Source organism: Clostridium sp. CTA-6 (assembly GCF_054768115.1).
Genome location: NZ_BAAAAU010000003.1, coordinates 314,530 through 339,298 on the forward strand (window position 1 = coordinate 314,530; position 24,769 = coordinate 339,298).

Annotated in this window: 21 protein-coding genes and 2 pseudogenes; 2 read left to right on the plus strand and 21 right to left on the minus strand. The window is 27.8% G+C overall.

Annotated features, from left to right (window positions below; all coding sequences use genetic code 11):
- Nucleotides 1–671 precede the first annotated feature (671 nt).
- The 4 genes from ACYUDJ_RS06830 to ACYUDJ_RS06845 form a co-directional block, all read right to left on the minus strand.
- Nucleotides 672–3,368 (minus strand): ABC transporter permease, encoded by a 2,697-nt coding sequence (locus ACYUDJ_RS06830; RefSeq protein WP_003488917.1) that lies wholly within the window; start codon nt 3,366–3,368, stop codon nt 672–674.
- The gene (locus ACYUDJ_RS06835; RefSeq protein ID WP_003488916.1) at nt 3,355–4,047 is read right to left on the minus strand and encodes an ABC transporter ATP-binding protein; all 693 of its coding nucleotides are present in this window, start codon (nt 4,045–4,047) and stop codon (nt 3,355–3,357) included. The genes ACYUDJ_RS06830 and ACYUDJ_RS06835 overlap by 14 nt, the downstream gene beginning before the upstream one ends.
- A 183-nt stretch (nt 4,048–4,230) precedes the next feature.
- A complete protein-coding gene (locus tag ACYUDJ_RS06840; protein WP_043031564.1) occupies nt 4,231–5,301 on the minus strand; it encodes a VgrG-related protein in 1,071 nt (356 codons plus the stop codon).
- A gap of 279 nt (nt 5,302–5,580) precedes the next feature.
- The gene (locus tag ACYUDJ_RS06845; protein WP_042386267.1) at nt 5,581–6,576 is read right to left on the minus strand and encodes a DUF4003 domain-containing protein; all 996 of its coding nucleotides are present in this window, start codon (nt 6,574–6,576) and stop codon (nt 5,581–5,583) included.
- Nucleotides 6,577–7,524: 948 nt separating this feature from the next.
- Here ACYUDJ_RS06845 and ACYUDJ_RS06850 point away from each other — a divergent pair.
- Complete coding sequence (locus ACYUDJ_RS06850) at nt 7,525–7,818, plus strand: H-type lectin domain-containing protein (RefSeq protein ID WP_003488913.1); 294 nt, start codon at nt 7,525–7,527, stop codon at nt 7,816–7,818.
- A 266-nt stretch (nt 7,819–8,084) separates the two neighbouring features.
- Here the strand turns inward: ACYUDJ_RS06850 and ACYUDJ_RS06855 are convergent, their stop codons facing one another.
- The 7 genes from ACYUDJ_RS06855 to ACYUDJ_RS06885 all read right to left on the minus strand — a co-directional run bounded on the left by ACYUDJ_RS06855 (nt 8,085) and on the right by ACYUDJ_RS06885 (nt 15,568).
- Nucleotides 8,085–8,990 (minus strand): sensor histidine kinase, encoded by a 906-nt coding sequence (locus tag ACYUDJ_RS06855; RefSeq protein WP_042386264.1) that lies wholly within the window; start codon nt 8,988–8,990, stop codon nt 8,085–8,087.
- A gap of 45 nt (nt 8,991–9,035) precedes the next feature.
- Nucleotides 9,036–9,893, minus strand: coding sequence for an AraC family transcriptional regulator (locus ACYUDJ_RS06860; RefSeq protein ID WP_003488908.1), 858 nt, complete (start codon nt 9,891–9,893; stop codon nt 9,036–9,038).
- A 122-nt stretch (nt 9,894–10,015) separates the two neighbouring features.
- A complete protein-coding gene (locus ACYUDJ_RS06865) occupies nt 10,016–10,807 on the minus strand; it encodes an ABC transporter permease (RefSeq protein ID WP_043031562.1) in 792 nt (263 codons plus the stop codon).
- On the minus strand, nt 10,807–11,727 hold the full coding sequence (locus ACYUDJ_RS06870) for an ATP-binding cassette domain-containing protein (RefSeq protein WP_003488904.1): 921 nt from the start codon (nt 11,725–11,727) through the stop codon (nt 10,807–10,809). Before ACYUDJ_RS06870 ends, ACYUDJ_RS06865 begins: the two co-directional genes overlap by 1 nt.
- A gap of 395 nt (nt 11,728–12,122) precedes the next feature.
- Nucleotides 12,123–12,815: a response regulator transcription factor gene (locus ACYUDJ_RS06875; protein ID WP_003488902.1), complete on the minus strand. Its 693-nt coding sequence runs from the start codon at nt 12,813–12,815 to the stop codon at nt 12,123–12,125.
- A 279-nt stretch (nt 12,816–13,094) separates the two neighbouring features.
- On the minus strand, nt 13,095–14,777 hold the full coding sequence (locus ACYUDJ_RS06880; protein ID WP_003488900.1) for a hypothetical protein: 1,683 nt from the start codon (nt 14,775–14,777) through the stop codon (nt 13,095–13,097).
- Between the two features lie 2 nt (nt 14,778–14,779).
- Nucleotides 14,780–15,568, minus strand: a complete 789-nt coding sequence (locus tag ACYUDJ_RS06885) for an ABC transporter ATP-binding protein (protein WP_003488899.1) — start codon at nt 15,566–15,568, stop codon at nt 14,780–14,782.
- Between the two features lie 395 nt (nt 15,569–15,963).
- Between ACYUDJ_RS06885 and ACYUDJ_RS06890 the strand changes: the two genes are divergently transcribed.
- The gene (locus ACYUDJ_RS06890; protein ID WP_003488897.1) at nt 15,964–16,428 is read left to right on the plus strand and encodes a COG2426 family protein; all 465 of its coding nucleotides are present in this window, start codon (nt 15,964–15,966) and stop codon (nt 16,426–16,428) included.
- A 230-nt stretch (nt 16,429–16,658) separates the two neighbouring features.
- Here ACYUDJ_RS06890 and ACYUDJ_RS06895 read toward each other — a convergent pair whose 3' ends face one another.
- The 10 genes and pseudogenes from ACYUDJ_RS06895 to ACYUDJ_RS06940 form a co-directional block, all read right to left on the minus strand.
- Nucleotides 16,659–16,889, minus strand: coding sequence for a TIGR04540 family protein (locus ACYUDJ_RS06895; RefSeq protein WP_003488895.1), 231 nt, complete (start codon nt 16,887–16,889; stop codon nt 16,659–16,661).
- A gap of 184 nt (nt 16,890–17,073) precedes the next feature.
- Nucleotides 17,074–17,907: a bifunctional hydroxymethylpyrimidine kinase/phosphomethylpyrimidine kinase gene (gene thiD / locus ACYUDJ_RS06900; protein WP_003488894.1), complete on the minus strand. Its 834-nt coding sequence runs from the start codon at nt 17,905–17,907 to the stop codon at nt 17,074–17,076.
- Between the two features lie 128 nt (nt 17,908–18,035).
- Nucleotides 18,036–19,250 (minus strand): thiamine pyridinylase, encoded by a 1,215-nt coding sequence (bcmE, locus tag ACYUDJ_RS06905; protein ID WP_043031557.1) that lies wholly within the window; start codon nt 19,248–19,250, stop codon nt 18,036–18,038.
- A 45-nt stretch (nt 19,251–19,295) separates the two neighbouring features.
- On the minus strand, nt 19,296–20,054 hold the full coding sequence (locus tag ACYUDJ_RS06910; protein WP_042386256.1) for a class I SAM-dependent methyltransferase: 759 nt from the start codon (nt 20,052–20,054) through the stop codon (nt 19,296–19,298).
- 11 nt (nt 20,055–20,065) lie between these two features.
- Nucleotides 20,066–21,040 (minus strand): thymidylate synthase, encoded by a 975-nt coding sequence (locus ACYUDJ_RS06915; RefSeq protein WP_042386254.1) that lies wholly within the window; start codon nt 21,038–21,040, stop codon nt 20,066–20,068.
- Nucleotides 21,030–21,491 (minus strand): 5-hydroxymethylcytidine 5'-monophosphate nucleosidase subunit BcmB, encoded by a 462-nt coding sequence (gene bcmB, locus ACYUDJ_RS06920; protein ID WP_003488885.1) that lies wholly within the window; start codon nt 21,489–21,491, stop codon nt 21,030–21,032. Before bcmB ends, ACYUDJ_RS06915 begins: the two co-directional genes overlap by 11 nt.
- Before the next feature lie 402 nt (nt 21,492–21,893).
- Complete coding sequence (locus ACYUDJ_RS06925; RefSeq protein WP_043031555.1) at nt 21,894–23,678, minus strand: ABC transporter ATP-binding protein; 1,785 nt, start codon at nt 23,676–23,678, stop codon at nt 21,894–21,896.
- Nucleotides 23,678–24,280: a MarR family winged helix-turn-helix transcriptional regulator gene (locus ACYUDJ_RS06930; protein WP_003488881.1), complete on the minus strand. Its 603-nt coding sequence runs from the start codon at nt 24,278–24,280 to the stop codon at nt 23,678–23,680. Before ACYUDJ_RS06930 ends, ACYUDJ_RS06925 begins: the two co-directional genes overlap by 1 nt.
- 169 nt (nt 24,281–24,449) lie before the next feature.
- A pseudogene (locus ACYUDJ_RS06935) lies at nt 24,450–24,575 on the minus strand (DUF2922 family protein); the annotation flags it as partial.
- A pseudogene (locus tag ACYUDJ_RS06940) lies at nt 24,571–24,762 on the minus strand (helix-turn-helix transcriptional regulator). The pseudogenes ACYUDJ_RS06940 and ACYUDJ_RS06935, both read right to left, overlap by 5 nt.
- Nucleotides 24,763–24,769 lie beyond the last annotated feature (7 nt).

A 24,769-nucleotide genomic window follows, 5' to 3' on the forward strand; every position in this document is an offset into this window, starting at 1 on the left:
TTATAGATTAAACTTTAAGCTTTTAACTATCATTTTTAATTATTAATTTTTTCAGTCCATTGTAATTATTATTTATACCTGTAATTATTACTTTTAAAGATTAACTAGCATAAAAACTTTACACTAATTAAAATTTAGAAGATAATGCAAAATATATATTACTATAAATAATCAAATTATGCTGAGATTCTAATACAAAATGTATTTTAATATAATCTAATTTTAATATAGCAAATAGAAAAATATATGTAATAAACATATGAATAAGCTTTAGTAGTTCTTAATTTGGCCAAATTAAAAATTTGCGTAATTCCTCACAGGACGTGAGGAGCCGGTAGTGAAGCCAGGAAGGCGACTCTACCGGGTAGAAAATTTTTAATGTAGCCACATTTAGAACTACTTAGAAAAATGAATGGTTTATCCGATGACTACCCGCTCTAATACTCCATCTTCTTCAAAGTAGAAGTAAAGAGCAGGTACGTCCCTGGATAACGATTTCCCCTAAAGGATAACGACTTCTAAGGAGTAAAACTCCTAAGAATTCTGTTAATAAGCTTTAGTGGGAGTAAAAACTCCCACTGAAGCCAAGAACTCTGTTTATGAATATATTTTTTCTATTTGCGGCATTAAAATTAAATTTATTTTAAAACATCCTCTTATTGATACTATTTTTATTCTTTTGCTCTTATATTTTCTACTATACTCATCTTTTTAAGTTTTCTAAGTGGTATTATTGAAGCTAAAATTGTTATGGCTATTACTCCTAAAATACCTATTGCAAATACATCTATAGGAAACTTAATATCAAAACTCATAAAATCTGAGCTCTTTTTTAAAAGTAAATTATATAATACATAGGATATAATTGATCCAAATACACTGGTAAATATCCCATGAAGTAATCCTTCTAACATTACCATTTTATTTAATTGAGCTTTTGTCATTCCTATAGCTGTTAAAGTTGCAAATTCTGATTTTCTAAGAAGTAATCCTATAGTTACAGTATTTATTATATTTACCATTCCAATTATGGTTATTATAGTTATAAAACCATACATAAATACCGCAACTTGTTTATTAGCGCTTTCCATTCGATTGTTCATATTATAAACATCTATATAACTTCCTTCTACTTCTTCTGCCTTTTCTTCAAAATAACTTTCATATTTTTCTCTAGCCTTCTCATCTTTATAGGTTATAGCAACAGACTTTACAGGTAATGCGCCAAAATTATTTTCAAAACATTTATCACTAAAAACTAAGCCTATACTATCTTTACCTAAATTTCCATTAAAACTGTCCTTACTTAATATACCTACTATAGTTAATTCAATGAAATCTCCTTTTTCTATACCTTGTCTATATTCTTCTTTTAAATCAATTTTCTTTTCTTCTCCTCTTTCAGGATAAAATTTATCTTTAGTCCTTGGAATTCTTATTTTATCTCCAACCTTATATTTTGTAATATCTGATATTACTTTTCCTCCGTTTTTCTTAGTTATCTCATTTCTATTTATAAGCAATACTCCATTATTATCTAAAGCTTTTATATCTATTTTTCCCTCTACTAAATTATTTTTTGCCTCTTCAAAGGAAGCTTTATCATAAGATGAATATGCTATATTATCTAAGCAAACATAATCTTTTCCTTTAATTTTTTCGCTTTTAGGCATTTCTTTATTTATCTTTTCATAATATTTTTCATTTAAAATATTTTTTTCTAAATATACTAAAGCATTTCTAATCTTTGGAGCATATACTTCTTTTATACCATCTTTACTTCTAATTTCAGATATAAATTTTTGATCAATTGATTTATCTGATTGAATACTAGCATCAAAAGGCATTGAATCCATAAATTGCTTAGTAATTTCTCCTGATATCTTACCCATAGAGGTGAAAATTATAAACATTATTAAAGATATCATAAGAGAGAAAACTGTTATTATAAATCTCTTATTATTTCTTCTTATATTTTTGTAGGCCACTGCCCCTTCTACACCAAATATTAATTTTGTAAGTCTTCCTTTTCTTCTTTTTATTTTTTCTTTTTTAAGGTTTGAAGAATTTCTTATAGCGTCTATTGGCGCTACTCTAGAGGCTTTTATAGCTGGACCTAACACAGATAATATTATAGTTATAGCTGTAAGTACAATACATATAATTATAACCTCTTTATAAAAGCCTATTTTTAAACCTTCAAATATAAACTGTTTTGAATTTGACATAAGCTTTATTGTAGTATAAATTCCTAAATATCCTGAAATGATTCCTATAGGAATAGCTATAATGCTCATTATAAAAGCTTCTTTAAATACTAGTTTTCTTATTTTAGCTGGAGTAGCTCCTATACTTCTTAATATACCAAATTGATTTATTCTCTCCGCTACAGAAATGTTAAAAGCATTATAAATAACAGCTACCGTACATACTATTATTAAGGTTACAATAAATACAAATATTCCCTTTGTCCCCTCATTTAATATGGTATTATTTCCTTCCGCCATAAGTCTTAATACAGAATCATTAAAACTTACTTCTGGTTCATTACTTCCTCTTTTATTTTCACTTAATCCTACGGTTTTACCAACTTTCTTACCTATAGCTACCTTATTTTTCTTTTCTTTAAGATTTGCATAAAAAGAATACTTACTATCATTTTTTATGGAGTTCTTATCCAAATATCCTATAGCCCCATAAAAATTGCTTGATATACTTGTTTCAACATCAAAATATCCTACTATTTTATACTTTTTAACTTCTTTTGAATCTGATTTTTGTAAATTAATCTTTTCATTAGCATTAAAAAGTATTTGAGGATTGTCCTTTATTGCTTTTTTAAGTATTTCGGAATCCATATTAATTCCTTCTATATAATCTCCTATTTTTTTTCCTAATTTTCTCTTTGCTTTTTTTTCTAGTATTATTTCATCTGCTGCCTTGGGTTTTCTTCCTTCTTTCATATCAATAGTCATTACATTATTTAACATACTATTATCATAAAAATCTAAATTTAGGATTTTAGGATTATTGTCTGGTGAATTTTTACCAATATCACTGCCTGTTTTCTCACCATTTTTATCATCCTTTAAAATAAAGCTATTATTTTCTTTACTTACACCATAATCCTTAATTTCAAAATTATTTTTTAATTTATTTACTTTATTTTCACTTACTCCTGAATATTTTACTTCATAGTTGCCTTTCTGCTCTCTTTCTCTTTGTATAAAATTATCTCTCATACTGAAAAATAAATTTCCTATACCAGAAAATAAAGATATGGCTAAAATTATTCCTACTATGGTTAACACTGTTCTTTTCTTATTCTGTTTTAAATATCTTCCTGTAATTTCACTATAGCTTTTCAACTTTAGTCACCTCGTCCCCTTTAACTTCTCCATCTGCTATGGTTATAACTCTATCTGCCATTTTTGCTATATTTAAGTCATGGGTTATAAGCACTAGGGTTTGATTATATTTTTTAACTGAATATCTTAAAAGTTCTATTATTTCCTTGGAATTTTTAGAATCTAGATTACCTGTAGGTTCATCTGCCAATATTATAGATGGTTTATTAGCTAAGGCCCTACCTATAGAAACCCTTTGCTGCTGTCCACCAGACAGTTGTGAAGGTAAGTGATTTTTTCTTTCTCTTAATCCTAATATATCTAAAAGTTCTTCCATATATTTTTTATCTGGTTTTTTATTATCTAAAAGCACTGGCATTTCCATATTTTCTTCTGCGGTAAGTACTGGTATTAGATTATAAAACTGAAATATAAATCCTATTTTTCTTCTTCTTAATATAGCTAATTCATTTTCCTTTAAAGAATATATATTTGTACCTTCTAAAACAACTTTACCAGAGGTTGGCTTATCCACTCCCCCTAAAAGATGAAGTAATGTACTTTTACCAGAACCTGAAGGACCAACTATAGCCACAAATTCTCCTTGATTTATAGTTAAATTAATATTTTTTAAGGCATTTACTTTTATTTCACCTTTTCCATAACTTTTACAAAGATCTTTAACTTTTAATAATTCCATTTATAAGTCCACTCCTCTTTTTCTATTTGACTTGTCATCTACAAGTTATATATTAAACCTCTTTTATTACAATATTATAAATTTAATTATTACAAAATAGTAATAATTATGAATATATATTAACAAAAGCACCCAATCTCAAAGATTGAATGCTTTTTACATTTTCCTAATTTATATGTATTTTTAAACAAATTGTTCATTTAACATACTTAGCATGTCCTGTTTTTCTCTAGTAAATCTATTGTATACACTTTGTCTTATTTCAGGTGAACTACTTCTAAAATATACATTTACATTTTGACGTTCGTTATATAAATCATTAATAATATTACTATCATTATTATTTAAATTTAGTTTTGAAAATATAGATGTAGCTCCTCCTACCCCATGTTGAACTACTGTAGACCATAAGCTTTCCTTTAAAGCATTACTTCTTTTACTTATATCAAAATCAAATTTTGATTTCAAAGACTGCGCTACAGTATCATAAAAGTTTGCCTTTACGTAGTTTTGTTGTACCTTTAAAAATCTATCTTTATTTTGACTTGAAATACTCTTCCATGCGGCATCAAAATTTTCACCAAATGTACCGTTATCTTTAGACTTTGCATATGTAAGTTTATAATACATATCATTATTATTTCCTTTAAGTGAATTAATAAATGAATCTAAAGAACCTGTTCTAGATGAAAATTGCCATGCTCCATAGGACTTTCCGCCATAATCCCCTGGATCATCGCTGATTTCTGCGGGATTTAAATTAGATTCATACTTTGAAGCACGTATACCTAAACTGCTAAAACTATTATCCACTCTATTATTATAGCCTTTAGATAAAGAACTAGCTGCCCCTCTCATAGTTGAATTAAAATTACTTAGAGCATTCAATGAATTATCTAAACTAAATGAGCTTGTATTTGTCAAACTACTTAATAATGCCTGTGTTGCTACTAAGCTACCCATACCATTCATGCTGCCCATACTGCTCATACTATCCATGCCATTCATACTACTCATACCATTCATACTACTCATACCATTCATACTACTCATACCATTCATACTACTCATGCTACCCATACTATTCATCATTTGACTTAGCACTACCTGGAAAACCATTTGCTGCACTGCTTGTTGTTGGTCAAAATTCCCCAATGTTTTCCCATCAACAGTATTAGTATTATTACTATTATTCATTTGTGTTTTATATTGGTTTAAAAATATGCTATTAAGTAAATTTGTATTTTCCACCATAGTTATCCCCCATTTTATCCTAAAAAAGTATTTTTTCATCCTCACAAAATAAATATTATATTATATGAATAAATATTTTTCTTAATAAACTTTATTTATATACAAAAGCCTGTAATAATCCACATTATAGCATTCTTTTTAGGCCCTTTCAATAGACACTTATAGGGGCTTTTCTACTATTTCCTAATATTTTAGGTATAAAAAATATAAATAAAACTCTCATTTAATAAAATAGATTTTTTAAAACAATTATACTTATATTGTTTATAATATTCTTTTTTATGAACTAGCTGATGAGGCCGCCGCTGCACTTGCTGCACAAGCTGCTGCTATGGCTGCCTGTTGTTGTGCTATTACTATAGCATTTATACTGTTTGCCAAAGTTATATCTATTAATCCTTTTTGAATTCTTTCTATATAAGAATCTGCTACTAAAGAAATAGCTAACATAACTATATGGGACTTTTCAATACTAAAGATTCCATAACCATCTTTTTCTTTTATATACTTATAAACCTCTTTTACTTCTTCTACTATCTTAATATCATTAGAAGCTATAAGAGTTAGTACCCCTAAAGAAGCTAATCCATCATATCTTAATTTGCACTTTTCACTCTTTAATTCGTTATATAAAGACACCGCCCTACTGCATTTACTTTCTGCATCTTCTTCTCCCAAAGCAAGTATTTGAGAAAGACTTTGAAGGGAATTTCCTTTAACAAAAGCCTTTTCGTTGAGTAGTTTATAACAAATCTCCATTTCTTCTGAAGTTTTTTCTATATCTAAATCTGAAGTAGCTAATACTGCTGCAAGAACATAATCATCTGCTGTAGTTAACCAAGGATGATTTTTCTTCATATTAGAGTAAAAATTCTTCATTCTTTGGATTTTTTCATCCCATTTATCCATAGAAACTTCTTTAACTATAGTATAAGAAGCTAAAGGTAAGTACTGACTATTTCTAAAACCTGCATCTCTCATTTTTTCGTATACCTTTTGCATGTTTTCAAAAAAATCTTTGTAATTACTTTCTAAATACAAAAGACTACTTAAAATAAATAAATTCATTCCTCTAAACTGAGAAAATAGCCCTACCTGTTTTTTTATATAATCTTTTATCTCTTCAATTTCTTCAACATTTATCTTCTTATCTTTAATAGCTGAGTTCATAGCCACAAAATGTTTTACTATGCTATACTCCCATTTAAAGGCTTTCTTAAGCTCATTATAATTCTCTGTCATCAAATCTATCTTTTGTTTTAATAATAATTCCATAGTTCCACCTCCACTATGATTTTTAATAATCATGTAAACATTTCTATTAATCTATGCTTTTTAGTATTTTTATTGTGCTATTATAGTGATTATTGTTTACTTAAAAACAAACTATTATTTTTAATATCTATTTTATCTCATTACAAACATACACAATACTATAGCTAAAGATATAACAAATATAATCTCCTTAATATAAGCATTTTTTTCTTTTTCCATCTTTCTATCCCCTAATTATAAATATTTTTTAAATAATTTTTATCCCCTAAAAAGTAATTCTTATAATAAAACTTCACTGTTCCATAAACAGAGTTCGTGGCTTTATAGGGAGTTTTTACTCCCACTAAAGCTTATTAACAGACTTCTTAGAAGTTTTACTCCTTAGAAGTCGTTATCCTTTAGGAGGAAATGGTTATCCAGGGACGTAACCGCTCTTTACTCCCACCTTGAAGAAGATGGGAGTATTAGAGCAGGTAGTCATCAGATAAAAATTACTTAATTCAACTTACCTCTATATTAAACTATTTATATTACAATATACTGAACTTAATTATTACAATTTCGTAATAATATAAAATTATAACTAAATCTATAGTTTTTGTTATATTCCAATAAAATGCTATACAGTTAATATTATATAATAATATGTCTATTTATAACAGTGTTAAAAGTCATCTATATTATGTTACTTTTAGCACTATATATTTATAATTATTGAAATACACAATAACCACTAAAAATTCTAAATAAATAAACTTATTCCTTAATTTATATTTATATAAACCTACTTATATTATATTTTATCTAAAATTCACTCACCTTATTTTTGTATATATTATTTCTTATCATTTTGAATCATATCTCACACAAATTATTTTTAAACATATATTAATATTAGACGGAAACTATTAATATAAACCTTCAAGATAAAAGATAGGAGAGATAGTTATGCAAATAAGAAGTGGACAAGCTTATTATGATCAAACTATTGGAGGTTGGAATCTTCTAAATGGTGATGGTATAAGAGAATATCGTACTACAATTAGTTTCAAAGAAGTATTTGAAAAAGAACCAACTGTAATGGTTGCCTTGAGCGGCCTTGATATAATAAAAAACCATAATGCACGTGTTAAAGTATATGTAGATAATGTAACTAACCGCGATTTTACGCTATGTATTCACACTTGGTCAGATTCCGAAATTTATGGAGTTGGAGTTAGCTGGATGGCTTATGGTGAATAGTAAAATTTAGGTAATGTTTTTAAGGAACAGAAAATACTTCTGTTCCTTTTTTACACTAGTTATTGCCTTTAAATTTTTATTTCCTATAACTACTACCCTCTAGATAAATGAATATAAGCATAAATTTAATAGGAACTTTAAAAACTTACTTGAATTAGATATTAAATTATATGTATAATTTAATATGTGTTGGTTAACCTTGTGGTAGACATATGTTTTACATACACAAGGTAAAAAAGGCTGTACTTATTTTTGAGTACAGCCTCTTATTTTAAATCCAATTTACAAAAAATATGTAATAAATCTTTATGAACTTCAGCGTAAATTTCCCCATTCATTTTTTCCATAAGTCTTTTAGAAATAGATAAGCCTAATCCGGTGCTTCCATTTTTATTGGTTCTGACATCATCTTTTTTATAGAATCTATTAAAAATTAAATCTACATCCTCCTCTTTAATATCATCACATCTATTAATTGTAGTTAATACAGCTTTATTATTTTCTTTTTTTAAACCTATATAAACATCTTCCTTAGAATGTTTTATAATATTTACTATTAAATTTTGTAGTACTCTTTTTATAGCCCCTTCATTTCCAATTACCATAATGTTGTCCTTTGGCAAATCTATTTTAGGAGCTATATTTTTATCTAGAAAACTATTATAAAAAGAAGCTATGACTTCACACAGTATATTATTTATATTAATCTTTTCAAGCTCAATATAATAATCTGGTGATTCTATAATGGAAAGTTCAAAAAAATCACTTAATAAATTTTGTAAATCCTTTGCTCTTCTTTCAGCTATGTCTATATATTCTATTTGCTTTTCCTTTGATAGATTCCCTTTTTTTATCATTTGTATATAACCTATAATAGATGTAAGGGGTGTACGTAAATCATGAGATATATTAGCTATATTTTTTCTTATTTCTTCTTCTAGTCTTTTTTGCTTAATTTGTGATTGTATATTTATATCAATGTGTTTATTAATGCTATAGGCTAAATTCTCAATTTCTTTATCAAAAAGAGTAGCATCTATCTTTTTTAATGATTTCAAATCATTATATTCATTTAATTGGATTGTAATGTTTTTTATTTCTCTTTTCATAAAAAATACATAGGGGAGTAAGAGCAATAAAAAAATTATTAGCACTATTATAATAAAAATCATATTACTCTCCTCTCCATTTTTTAAAAATTATGACCTTTTACGTAGTTATTTTTTCTTAACAGGAATCCAAATTTCGCTGTAGTAGTTTTCATCTTGATTACCTTGCGGATAATCATCCGTATTAGTGTACATTTCAATATTGTAGCCTGCTGCAATTTCATAATCTTTGCAATTAGGTAGCCATTCTGAGAAGATTTTTCTGCTCACATCTAGCATAGATTTCGGCATTGGGCCCTTACAAGCAAAAACAGCCCAGGTGTATTTAGGAATAATCTTTGTAACAAAACCATTAGGTATTTCCATAGACGGATTATAATTGTCTGCAATCAAATATTCAAACTCATCTGAACCCATGCTCTCGTCTATATTTACCCCGTACATTCCACATACAAATTTCCCATTTCCTGTTTCATAATGCTCTGTCCAAAACTGTGGGACTTTTGTAGTTGCACTATCATATTTAAACACCTTTGATACACCCATGACAGTAAAGGAATCCTTTTCAACAATTTTGTAATCCATAATATAACCGCCTTCCAATAAAAATTTGATTTTCAGTGGAGCAAAGGATTTAATCATTGCTCCATCTTTTCGAACAGCAGTAGGTGTGACACCATGAAACCGAGTAAAAGCTTTTGTGAAACTATCCGGTGAGGAGTAGCCATATTTCAGTGCAATATCGATTATTTTTTCATCAGTAGAAACAAGCTCACTGCCGGCAATGGTAAGCCTGCGTTGTCTGATGTACTCTCCCACCGTAAAACCACAAAGCATTGCAAAACCTTTTTGGAAATAGAAGGGAGACACAAATGCTTTTTTCGCAATATTTTCTATTGGTATTTCTTCAGTGATATTCTCCTCAATATATTTGATAGCTTCACCAATTCCTTCAATCCAGCCCATAATCATCACCCCTATCTGTATCTATATCTTATCTTTTTTCAAGCGGTTGTTACCGACTTTTTGTGTTATGTTTTGTCTTGTCTGAGAGATTATTAAATAACCTGTACATCAAATTACTATTTTTATTTTATATCCTGTTTTTTAAATACTAAAACGCCTAGAAAACTAGTAACTATAATTAAAGCAATGCAGGTCATTATAATATGATGTATATTTTGTATGCTTAGTAGCATAATGCCTATATCCATAAGCATAAAAGTTGGAGTATATCTTTGACAATAAACTCTTCCTATAAAAATATTTGCTAAGAAAATATATACCATACCTATAGTTACAATTAAAGATTTACTCTTTATTAATGTAGATAAAAATGTATAAATGCTAGCTATTGCTGCAAAAATAATCCAAACTAGAAGCGTAAAATTAATTACATGTATTATTTCATCATAGGAAATTTTTTTTATAGCTCCACTAATAAAAGCTACTATAACAGTACCAAACAACAATAAAAATGTTAAAATAAATGTAACTACAAACATAATAATTATTTTTGATATATAAACCTGCTCTCTTTTATGTCCATAGGATAAAATATTCTTTAGTGTTCCATAGGAATATTCTTTAATTATAAATTCTCCTGCTATAAACATAATTAATATTTCAAAAACAGGTACAAAACCAAGGGCTGAATGTACAAATTCTATAGCTTTTGGGTTTCCCCTATTATTAAAATTATTTAGCCAAAATCCATATTCTCTTCCTCCAAAAGCAGAGTTAAATACCTTATACGTATGTTCCTTAAAAAAGAATAAGTATATGGTATAGGCAACACAAAGACTTATTAAAATAAGTGAATTTTTAAATACCCTATTATGTTTTAACTTATAAAATTCGAATTTAATTAAATTATACATTATTTAAAATCGCCTCCTACCAAATTTATAAAATACTCTTCTAAATTGCTCTCATTTGGCATGATTTGATCAATTATAATATTTTGTTTTGTAAGTGTAGAAGAAACTAATCTTGAATTATCCACATAATCATAAAGCTTTATAGTACCATCTGGCAAAACTTTAAAATTATTTGTGGATAATTCTGTTTCTAAAATAGCAGCAGCTTTATTTACGTCATCTACTTTTATACTTAAGTTTCTTTTACATTTCTCATCTAACTCTTTTAATGTAATCTGCTCCATTAACTTACCTTTATGAATAATTCCATAACAGGTTGCAAGTTGATATAATTCTCCTAAAATATGACTAGATATAAGCATTGTTATGTTTTTTTCTTTATTTAATTTTTTTAAAAGCTCTCTTACTTCCTTAATTCCCATAGGATCTAATCCATTTATAGGCTCGTCCAATATTAAAAACTCTGGATCTCCTAATAAGGCTATAGCTAATGCTAACTTTTGCTTCATTCCAAGAGAAAAGTTCTTTAGTTTTTTATTCTTATCTTCATAAAGACCTACAGAATTTAAAGTTTTATCTATGCATTCTTTACCTGGAATACCTTTTTCAATCCTAAAAGCCTCTAAATTTTCATAGGCTGTCATATACGGATAAAAAGCTGGTCTTTCTATCAAGGCACCTATTCTTTTTCTAACATTACCTAATTCATCACCCTCTTCTTTAGAAAATAATTTTATTTCTCCACTGGTAGGGTAGACAAGTCCTGTTATCATGCGAATAAATGTAGTTTTTCCTGCTCCATTTTCTCCTATAAAACCATAAATCTCTCCTCTTTTTATACTAATATTTAGATTATTCACTGCAAAATCCTTTTTATATCTTTTACTTAAATTTGTTGTTTTTAAAATATACTCGCTCAAAATAAATCTCCTTTCTTAGGTTTTAATTTAATTCATTATTAAGTTAAATCTTTTATATTATTATCAACATGTTGATAACCTTACTACATATTTAATATTAAAACCTAATTCCTAATGAATTCTAAAGAAAAACCTTAAGAAAGTATTAAGTTAAAACATTACAAGTAAGACTTCATACTGTAATAAAGTTTTTAATATTAACATTAATTATCTATCCTATAAATATGGAGCATTTATAAAAGCATGGAAATTTAGTTTTTGTGTTCCTATGATCAGAAAGTAAATAAAAAAATTTTAAATTAATTTAAACTAATAACAATGTTAATATTATCCATTTAATTTATAACCCAATTCATAAACAGCTACTAAACAAATTAATATAGAATAAAGAAAGATTAGCTATCTAACTTATACCCGATTCCCCAAATGGTTTGGATATACTCATTCTCTGTGCCTGCTTTGGACAACTTATTTCTTAAATTACTTATATGTACATTAATAGTATTATCATCACACAAATACTCACTGCTCCATACGCTTTCAAATAAATTAGCCTTAGTAAAAACCTTTTTAGGATAACCCATCAAAAGTTGTAAAATATCAAATTCTCTACTTGTTAACATTATCTGTTTGTCATACACAAAAACTTCTCTAGTATCTTTGTTAAGAGATATTTCTTTATATTCTAATAAATTTTGTGGTGCTATATTGGAAAATTCTTTATACCTTCTAAGGTGTGAATCTATTCTAGCTGACACCTCATCTATATCAAAGGGCTTTGTTATATAATCATCTGCTCCCATTCTTAAAGTTTCTATTTTAATATCCTTTTCTTCCTTAGCCGAAATTATTATTACAGGCATAGGTTTACTTTTTCTTATATTAGATAAAAGCTCTTTACCATCCATCCCTGGTAACATTAAATCTAATAAAACCATATCCCAATCATATTCTTTTAAATATATTAAAGCTTCTGTTCCGGAATAAGCTGATTTAGTAATATATTCGCTTTGTCTTAACATATCGCATAATAACTTATTTATATCATTATTATCTTCAACAACTAATATTTTAATGTCTTTATCCATTAATACTTCCCCCAATATAGTTAATATTTACCTTAGCCCTTACTGTTATTATAACAGGTATAGTGGGTAGACAAAAAATAAAAACTTAATTTTAAATATTGAATTATAATAAAATAATTCAATAATAGCTATTAAAATAAAAAAAGCCAAAGAAACTCCCTGGCTTTTTTTATTTAAACTATTTTATTCTTTTTAGTATAATAAATCCCTTATTAATATTAAAGATACTTTTCTATTTAAAATAAATTACATTTTCAAGCTGTTTACATTTCCCGTGGATTATTGTGCATCCTCTAATTGAGATTGTTTCCAACTTATATTAAATAGTTTTTTCCATAAAATTATATTAATTATAAGCAAAATTCCAATGTATATATAAATACTAAAACTATATTGTATTGAACTTCTAATCAACTTATGTAATCCGAAAAAGATTCCTGTAAGACCTGCAGAAACTACAAATGCAATAATGGAATTTTCCCCATTACTTTGAAAATCCTTGTAAAAAGGTAATTCTTTTTTATATAAGCTTTGCATAACAACCATTAAAATCATCATACTGAAAAACATTACTATTATATCTGGTAATATTCTTAATCCACATATTATTAAAAAAACAATACAAATACTACAAAATACTGGGAAAATATATCTTGATATAAATCCTTTTAAAACTCCTTTTTGGATTTTTCCTGGGTTGTCTATAGGCAGAACAATATATATCCATGAACCTTTATATTTTTCACTTTGACTTAAAAGATCTATATTTGCCACTAACATAAACACTGATAAATAAATTGAAAAATAATAATTTCCCTTTGAAAATTCATTAAATGCCTGTGAAACTGATTCATATTTTGAAAAAGAGCCTATAAACATTAAGAAAGGAAAAATCACAGCAAAAGCCAAAGTAGGATACAATTTTAGCTTCAACTTTCTTTCTGTAGCTATCATGTTTCTTGAAAAACGGAAAAATACATTTTCTATTTTATCTCTACAAAAAATAGATGCATATCCTTTATGCCTTACCCCTTTAGCTTCTTCAAGGTTTCCTTTTTTACTTATACTGCTATCAAGTTTTTGCAAATTTTCTTCAAAATAAGGAACAATAAATTTATAGTATATACCAAAAATTATAATTGGTATAGCCACGCACATTATGCTTAATAAAACATACTCCCTTCCAGTATTATGTTCCATTATTAAGCTATATGGCGCTCCAAACCACACTGGTGGAACTAAATAACTCCACCATTTAATTTTAAAATTTACATTTACACCAGTAAAATCAAATACTCTTGGTATAATTTGATATCCTAAAGCAAGCACTACTGATAGCACTATTTGAAAATAATTTATTATATCTTTAAGCTTTTCTCCATCAAAAATTTTTAATATAAAATAATACAATATGGCGGTAAAAAACATTGTAAAAAATGATATCAATATTATTTGAAAAAAGAAAATTATAAAAAACTTAAATTTATATTTAATAAGTCCCCCTATTAAGGTTGGCCCTGCAATTGCCCCGGAAATAGATGTAATATAAATTAATATATGAGTAGTCTTAGCTGCGTTTATTGTTTTGGGATCTAATGGTTTAGTATTTAATATATTCTTATCACGAATATCCAAAAGTACAGAAGAAAAATCTGCAATCATAGTACTCATGATTAAAAACATTATGGCACCTATATTTATACTCATTTTTACAACCATAGGTGATGGGATAAAAATAAAAACCGCAAGAAAAACTCCCATTAATCCATATAGAAGAAGTGATTTTTTAAAAGTATTCTTTTTATCCTCATTTTCCTTGTCTTTATATATTGTTGGAACTCTTCTATTATCCATCAAAAGCTTTAATTTAAGTATTGTTCTCATGGAAGCATAATTAACACCAAGTTTCTCATATATAAACTTAAATTTATCAACAAACTTCAATATTTTAAAATCTTCCATTTCTATACCTCCTTTAGTACGGAGATAAATTCATTTGCAATCTCTTCATGCTTTGTAAATCCAGTTATTTGATTAAAAATTTGTTCAAGAGAACCTTCCATATTCCTTTTCTTTAACTCTTCAAAAGTACCATCCGCTGCAATTTGTCCATTATTTAATAATATTATTCTACTACTTATTTTCTCAACAACTTCCATTATGTGAGATGAATAAAATATAGTTTTTCCTTCTGAGGCTAATTTTGAAAGCACCTCTTTAAAAACAAGCACACTATTTGCATCAAGTCCACTTAAAGGCTCATCTAAAAATAAGATATCAGGGTTATGAATAAGACTTGATATTATCAAAAGTTTTTGTCTCATCCCCTTTGAATAAGAAGATATTCTTGAGTGATACGCTTCCTCTATTCCAAAAAGGCTCATAAGTTTTTTTGCTTTATTATTTACTCCTTCTAATTCCATGCCATATATTTCGCCTAAAAAAGTTATATACTCGTAAGCGGTTAAATTGTCATATACTTCTCCATTTTCAGGCACATACCCTATTTTATGTTTATACCCTACATTATCATAGGATATATTATTTCCAAATATTTTTACTTCACCTTCATATCCCTTAACTAAACCAAGCATTATCTTTACAGTGGTACTTTTCCCAGCACCATTAGGTCCTATATACCCAATAATTTCCCCTTTATTTACATCTAAATTTATTCCTTTTAATACCTCTTTACTTCCATAACTCATTTTTAAGTTTCTTATAGAAACTACTACATCGTTTGACTTGTCCATAAATTACCCTCACTATAATTTATTATAAAATTTTATATAATTAGCTTAAACACATTCCTAATTATACCATATGTAAATGTTAATAGAATACATTTTTTCCATGACATACTCAAATAAAATATATGAATATAAACATAGACTGTTCCACTTATATAACTAATATTTTTTAATAAAATATATTAATAATCAATCATATTATAAATAATCCCATTAATCTAAGATTTTTAAACACCAAATTAAAAATGTTATAGTTCTTTAGGTTAAAATTAGGTTAAAATTGTGTATAATTATTTAATATTGATATTAACCTATTTGTACTTATTTATGATTTATGATATATTATTTCTAAAATTACTTATATATTTTTAACTAAAAGAAAAGGTGGAGTTTATATAATGACGAAATATGCAATAGTATTTTTTATATCTATGGTTCCAATTCTAGAACTACGTGGAGCTATTCCATACTCCCAAATGTATCAACTACCTGTGCTTCAATCTTATATTGTTGCAATTATAGGAAATATGTTACCTGTACCTTTCATATATCTATTTGCAAGAAAGGTTCTTATATGGGGAGCTGACAAACCTGTTATTGGGAAATTTTTCTCATGGTGTTTATCAAAGGGAGAAAAAGCAGGTAAAAAGTTGCAAGAAAAAGCAGGTAAAGGTGGTTTATTTATTGGTTTATTATTATTCGTTGGAATACCACTTCCTGGAACCGGGGCATGGACAGGCACTTTAGCAGCTAGTTTTCTAGATATGGATTTTAAAACTACTGTTATAGCTGTTATGGCTGGAGTATTACTAGCAGGTATTATAATGGGTACTGCTGCTGTTGGTTTGTTTAGGGTCTTTTAAAATGATTTAATGAATTATTTAGGACTTTATATAGATAAAATGTCTTATAAATAATTATGTAATTTTTTAAAAAGTCAATTAAAACTTCTTAGCTATAAATATAAAAGCAAGTTAATACTTAATAAAAATCTAGTGGAAATTTATGATTTATGCATCATAAAATTTTCACTAGATTTTTTTATAAAAGAAAATAAATTGTATTTTTAGCTCTGCCTAATTACATGAAAAATTTATTTATCTTTTACTATTTTGTTTATAACATCTATTCTCAAATCCCCTAATACGTTAGCTAATTTAGTATTTATAACTTCGTTCTTATATATACTATTTTTGTTAGCATCGACTATTTTAGAAACTTTTTCTTCTAACTTTTCATAAGTCATAAGATCATCTAAATATAAATCTACTAAATCCTTTAAACATGTAGCTAATTCCTTTGGGTTTTTGTACACCTTTCTCATTTTGTTTATCCTCCGTATTAATTTTAGTAAATATTTTTATACAGAACATAATTGTATCATAAAAATAAAAAAAGATGTGCAAATTTTTCAAGAGTTTTTAAATATTATTTCTTATACTTTTCTATTATTTTAAAATCCACTAGTTTCAAAATATTGATTGCATAACAAAAGACTTTATTTTAGATTATTGACTACATTTTGTCTCCTTATCCAATTCCATTCCCTGTAGTCCATTTAAATAAACTTGATAAAAATGATTAGTTGGTCCGTTTCCTTTACCAATTTCTAATGAATGTTCGATTGCCATAGTTATATAATTTTTTGCTCTTCTTACTGCTTCATTTATTTCGAAACCTAAAGCTAAATTAGAAGCAATTGCAGAGGATAATGTGCAACCTGTTCCATGGGTATTTTTTGTATTAATTCGCTGAGTTTTATAATGATAAAATTTTTTTCCATCATATAATACATCTATAGCATCCCCAATATAATGTCCACCTTTTATTAAAACACTTTTACATCCCATGCCTTCAATAATGCCAGCAGCTTTCTCCATATCTTCTATAGTTTTTATTTTGTACCCTGAAATTCTCTCTGCCTCTGGTATATTGGGAGTCAAAATATCTGCATGATAAATAATAGATTCAATTAGTGTAGATACGGAATTAGGGTCCATTAAAGGGCATCCATTTTTTGCATACATAACTGGATCTATTACAACATTTTTCGGTTTATATTCTTGTAGTTTTTCAGATACTGCTTTCATACAATCTGGCGTAGATAGCATTCCTATTTTTACTGCATCTGTACCAATATCCTCATAAACTGCATCAATCTGGCTTTTAATCATATCGGGTGTAACATCTTGAATATTAATTACTCTACTAGTATTTTCTGCAACTACAGATACAATAACACTCATTCCAAAAACCCCATGAGCAGAAAAAGTCTTTAAATCTGCCTGTATCCCTGCTCCTCCACTACAATCAGAACCTGCAATACTAAGTACTTTTTTCATAGAATCTTCTCCCCCTCTATAAAAAGAGGGTGTATACCAAAATAGATCTAATTTTTATATTTGAAGTCTTAAAATCCAATCTATTTTTTTAACACCCTCTTTAATTTGAATAATTATTATTTATTATATCATTGTTGTAAATATTCGGTAATAATATTTTTGGCTTCTTTTAACCATATACGTATTTCAGGTCCAGTCCTAAACAGTCTATTATTAGGATTATCCGCTATTTTATATAATCTACCATAAATAGGATGATTATTTTCTAAATTATTATATACACTTCTTCTAGCAGGTAATAAATATTGAGGATATTTATTATTTTCATCAGGAGAAACTGCCTTAACCATGGTGTTTTTGTCTGTGATAATATTAGCAAGTTCAATTGCCTTTTCTTTTTTATATGAATTTGTTATAGAAGAATTTACTCCAACCACATCTCCATAAAAAATAGGAATATTAGAATTTTTTGATAAAGAAATTGTCTTAAAATCAATATCATCTGCAAATTCTTTCATTTGAGACATTGCTTCAGTATAACCTATATAAGCCCTTCCTTTTCCGTTAATAAACCATTTAGCCCTAATATATGAATCATTGTCTTCCGGCCAATAATTAGCTTGATTTTTTCCAGCCATTGATTGTAATAATCCTAAGCTATCAATTGCATCTTTATTTAATTCATTTAAATTAGGTAATGAATTAAATTCTGTATACTCTTGTGTTGTATCAATTAATGAATCTAAATACATACAAACTTTACTAGTTCCTCCAGACATATCTATTAATAGTCCTTTATTATTAGGAGGAATAATATCTTCTGATGTGTTCTTTCCTAACTTGTCATTTAAATCATACACAGAATTTACTTTTTGTATGTCATAATCTCCTTTTCTACTAAATAAGAGATTCGTACATATGATTTGAGGTATTGCATAAGCTGAACCTTCTATAGTACACCCTTCCATTGCGAAAGGTAGAATATCTTCTTTATTTTTTATGTCCCCTTGTGGAATTTGAGATAGATATCCTTCCTTTACAAAATGAGATAAATAAATTGCATCAAAAACAAATACATCCAAATCCTTTGGTGGATCCTCGCTATAACAATCCCAATCTACAAAATTAAGTTTTATATTAGGTTCTTTCTTATTCCACTCAGTTTCAACTGCTTTTTTAAAACGTATAGGATCAGGAACATATTCATATAAAGCTACATTAAGAGTTTGTTTGGGTTCATCACCTGAAAAAGCCTGTACATTTAAGCCTGAAACCAATGTAAAAATCATTATAAATGAAAATAAAAAAGATAAACTTCTTTTAAATAAATTTTTCAATTTCATGGGTTTACTCCTTTCATTATACATGTAATTCCTCTCTAAATTTGCTTATTTTTCCACATCAAATATAATAAAGGGTGGTTTATTCTTTTCACTCCCCCACTCTTTAATTTCATATGTTTCTTCAATAGCATTCAATTCATGTTTGTTTATTTTCTCTATAGTTGGTTCTACAATTTTATAATTTTCAAATCCTACTGCTTCCAGATTATTAATATAAAAATCTGTTGACCAATAATAATCCTCCAAAATTAGCACTTCATTATTAGGGATTTTCAAAAATTGTTTTTTATGATCCCCTAAATGATAAGCTTGTCCACTTTTCCCATTTGTAAAAGTTGAAAATTCTACCCCAGCAGCATTAGGATTAGAATCAAGAATAAAAAATTTTCCGCCCTTTTTTAGAACTCTAAAAATTTCCTGGAAAATCGTTTTAATTCTATCTTTATCTGAATTATTAATTATTACAAAACAAAGAACAACGCAATCTATGGAATTTTTCTCTATTCCTTTTAATTGGTTTTGCTCAATTAATTGGTAAGTTATATTTTCTTTATTATGCTCTTTCATTGCAATATCAAGCATATTTTTTGATTGATCTACTGCAATAATTTGTGATTCAGGTTTTATCTTTGCCATTCGCTCCGCCACTTTTCCTGGCCCACATCCAAAATCTAAAATTTTTTTAATAGATTTATTTGATTTTAAATTTTGAAAAATATAATTAAATCCCAAAATATTTTCTAGCATATCATTATACAAATTAAACTTTTTTGAAACATCTTCGTCCTTCCAACATGTACCCAAAATATCCCCTCCTAAAAATACTGATTCCACTTATTACAAAACAAATACTTATAAGTTGGTTCTAAGCTTTCATATATTTCATAATCTAAATTTTCACCATAATATATTTCTTGGTAAAGTACAAATAAATAAATGATTTGCTTCCAATATTCATCTATCTCTAATTTATCAATATCTTTCTTTGTTAAATGGACTGTCTGTTTTCTTAGTTCTTTTTCATATTGAAGAACTATTTTTAAATCTTGCCAACTATCCTTTTTAGGCATTCTAGGAAAATAGAGCTCCTTTTTAGCACTTTTGCTTTCGGATAATACTTTTTCAGCTAATTTAAAATCTGGCTCATATATATGTGTTGTTGCTACATTATGACTGTATTGCCCTACATCTAAATTTAATTCAGTGGCTAAAAACTCTTGAATAAAAGTAAATGAAAAAACATCACTTATAATTCCTCGATAAGCATCGTTTGCTCTCATAAAAGTTGTCATATATAATTCATGTTCTCTAATGAAAAATTGAAATCCTATGGTACAAGAAACATCTATATTCTTTAATGATAAATCTTCATTTGCATCAAAGATTTCAATAAATCCTCTCTTTGTATCTGGATCTTCTTTGAACAATTCAATTATCCTATGCCACTGATTAATGTTATTATGTCCATAGGAAAATATCTTGGGACCATATGCAGTTCCTGTAAGAATTTTGCCATCCATAGAATATTTCTTCATATTGCTTGCATAATAAGAAATGTAATCTAAATCATTAGACCCCGATAAATACCATAATGCTTCTGCAAAGTTAAAAACAATATTAGTTTTCCTTGATTTTGTGTAACAAATTCTTTCTCGTGGATTTTCTAGTATCATAAAATAATTTAATCTTTCTTTACTTACATTTCCTCTTGGTTGATTTATAAACTCAGGGTTATAATATACATCATTTAAATTTTTTAAATACGCTTCATGAAAATTTTTAAACTTCATTATTTTCACCATCTAAATATAAATCTAATTTCTGAAGATACTCTTTTTCCTCATTATAAATTATATAATGTACGTTACTTACAGTATGTAATCCCCTGATTAAATAAGCATAATTTTCTTCTTTTTCAGCTAGAAGTAAAATTATTTTTTTCCCCATTGCTGAAGCCCATCCAATTTCAATATGGGTTCCTGGGGAAACGGGTACCCCTGGGAAAGCTATAAATAAATCGCATTCTTTTATTGCATCATAATCCAATTTTGTACATTGATCTGGAGACATAAAATTAGCTCCCCACTCTTCTCTCTTATGTGCATTATCTACTTTCCATCCCTTTTCTTCTAAAAATAAAATAAGATCTTCTATTCTCTTCTTTTCTTCTTCTTTCATAATCGACTGCTTTTCCTTAATTACCCCTTTAAAGGGAGCAGCTAAAAACACTCTTTTATTCATAATTACACCTCACTTTAATAATATAAATTTACACAACTTCCTCCTATATTCAGATTTTAGATACTATAAAACAAGTACAAAGTAGTTTTTAAACTTTGTTTTAAGTAATAAGTTTTATTCTTAATTTAAAACTTATAATATTGGTTTTTTATATATATTATACCATTAATTGTTAAGCCATCAATAATTATATGCTTAATTTTTTCTTTTTTAGTATTTTATTTACATATTTATTTAAAGCGTAGCTCCTAGAAATATGCTAATAAAATAAAAAAGTGATGGATAATTCCATCACTTTTGCTAAAATCATATTAAGTTTAGTTAATGCTAAATCAAACATATAAACTATTTTATTCATATCTTCATTTTCAGATAATATAGTAATAGCTTTTATTATATTTACTAAGCTGTAAGTATCGACGTATCAACTCGGAACTGTTCACTAACATATTTTGCATAAGTTTTGTGGCTTTTTACAAGTTCTTCATGCGTTCCACTACCTGTTACCTTACCTTTTTCAATGAAATAGATTTTATCACTATCCACAATAGTAGCTAATCTATGGGCAATAACAAGTGTTGTACGACCTTTCATTAAGTTAGAGAGTGCCTTTTGCACCATCATTTCTGATTCACTATCAAGGCTTGCTGTTGCTTCATCCAACATCAAAATTTTTGGATTACGTAAGAAGGCACGAGCAATTGCAATACGTTGACGTTGACCACCAGAAATTTTCACTCCACGTTCACCAACTTCTGTATCAAGAGCATTTGGCATATCTTCTACAAATTTTCGTGCATATGCAAGTTCTAATACATTCCAAAGTTCTTCATCTTTAAATTGTTCATCAAGACCATAAGTTAAATTATCACGAATGGTTCCAGCCATAATTGCACTATCTTGAGAGACAAATCCAATTTGTCTACGATAATCTGTTAATTTAATATCTGTTATTTCTATATCATCAAATTTAATCCTTCCCTTGCTAGGTTCATAAAATCTTTCAAGTAAACTAAAAATTGTTGACTTACCACCACCTGATGGACCTGCAAAAGCAACAATTTCATTTGGTTTTGCTTCAAAAGATATATTAGTCAAGATTGGTTCATCCTTTTCATAGGAGAAATTGATATTTTCCACCCTGAGTTCCTTATTAGACAAATCAACTTCATTACCATTTTCAAAGTCTTCTGGTTCTTCGCTAAGCAATTCTTGTACACGCTTTGTTGAACCAGCAGCTTTAGCCATTTCTGAGAACAAGGTTGCAATACTAGGCATTGCTCCAATTAAATTAAATAAATACATTAAAAAGCTCATTAATGTTCCTATTGCCATTGCGCCTATAGCAATTCGATGCATACCATAAGCTAATAAACCAAAAACCATACTCATAAATATCATCATCATAAATGGTTGCATTGTTGCATCAAAGATTGCTTCTTTCTTTCCTACTTTAAACAATTTATCTACTTTATTATTTGCACCTGTTTGTGCTTGTTTTTCTGCATTAGATATTTTTACTAGTCTAATTTCACTTAATGTTTCACTAACAATTCCATTAAACTGTGCAAGTGCATCTTGTCTAGTATGAGCAACTTTTGCTCCAAATGTCATAATTGGGATCATTACAATTATGACAATTGGTACTGCAACTAACATAGCCACGCACATATGCCAATCCATTTTAATCATCATATATACTGATCCAACGACAAGTATTACACTGGCTAATGTTTGAGGAAAAGTAGCAGCAAGTAGTTGCTTTACTTGCATAGTGTCATTTACCAAATGGCTTGATATTTCACCAGCTTTCACTGTATCAAAATATTTTACTTTAAGTGTAGTTAGTTTTATCCATAGTGTTTTTCTCAAATTTTGAATGACATTTTCACCAAAAACACCTAGTATAGTTCCACCAATTGCTGAAACAATTGCAGAAGCAATAAATAACAAAACAACTTTTAATAACAGTGAATAATCCATTCCTTTAGAAAAATTGTTTACTAAAGATGCTGCCAATTTTGGAACATAAATTTGAACACTAGATGATATAATCAAGAAGATTACCCCAATAACCAAAAGATAATATTTAGGTTTTGTTGTTGTAATTAATTTGGCAAATTGTCTAAATGAAAATTTGGTTCCATCTTTACGTACTGAATTATTATCATGTCTGTCTCCGTCCATTATTTATGCCTCCTTTCTCCAAATCTTCCGTGATCGCCGAAACCTCTAAAGCCACCAAAGTCACTGTGATTTAACATATGTTCACGAATAATATGTTCGCGCGCACGTCCGAAGTGTGCTGACATTTTACCAAATCGCTGCCACATTTTATCATCACCGAAAATTTCACTTAATTTTTTTTGAAAATCTTCACTTGAAATGTTTTCTAACATACGAGTTAAATAATCATCTAACTTTTCAAGTTCATCTTCTTCAAAACCTTTAAATAACTTAACTTTCAGGTTTTCTGAAATATCCCCTCTATCTTTTAAACTTTCTCTTCCCTTATCAGTTATCAATACATAAGTAACCCTAGCATCTTCTTCAGACTTTACACGTTCAGCTGTTCCTACATCCTGGAGTTTTTTAATAATCTGAGTTACGCTTGATGGTTTTATATCTAAGTGTTCAGCAATACGACCTGCCGTAACATTTTCTTCATTGGCCAATAAACGTAATGTTTCAAAAGCATTGTCTGTCTTTTCCTGTACTTCATTTCTAAAGAACATAAAGGGTTGTCTGGCAATGTGCATTAAATTGTTTAATATATTATTTTCATGCATTTTGTATTCCTCCGCTTTAATTTTGTTAGTTTATACTTAATCTAACAAAATAAATTATATGCTCATTTATTTTGTTTGTCAATATTTAAACTAAATAAATTTAATTATGTTTACAAATTCCTTATGAATCTAATGAACAAAAGCTCCCACATTGTGAGAGCTTTTGTAATTATTCTTCTATTTTAATTTCTTCTGTATCTGTTGTTATAATCCTAGCAACTTTAAGATTTGAAAGATCTCCACTTTTATTTTGGAATATGTTCTTGTCTACTATAGCCTTACCACAATTCTTAATCAAAATAAAAAATATCTTCAAATTTTTTATTTAAGGCTATACAAATTACTAAAGCCAATTTCGCCGATAGACAAAATTGTCATGTTTCAATGGAACTAATTGTTTGACGAGATACACCTACCATTTCACTTAATTTAGATTGATATATACTTTTTTCAGCTCGGTAAATTGAAAGATGAATTACCACTTACCTA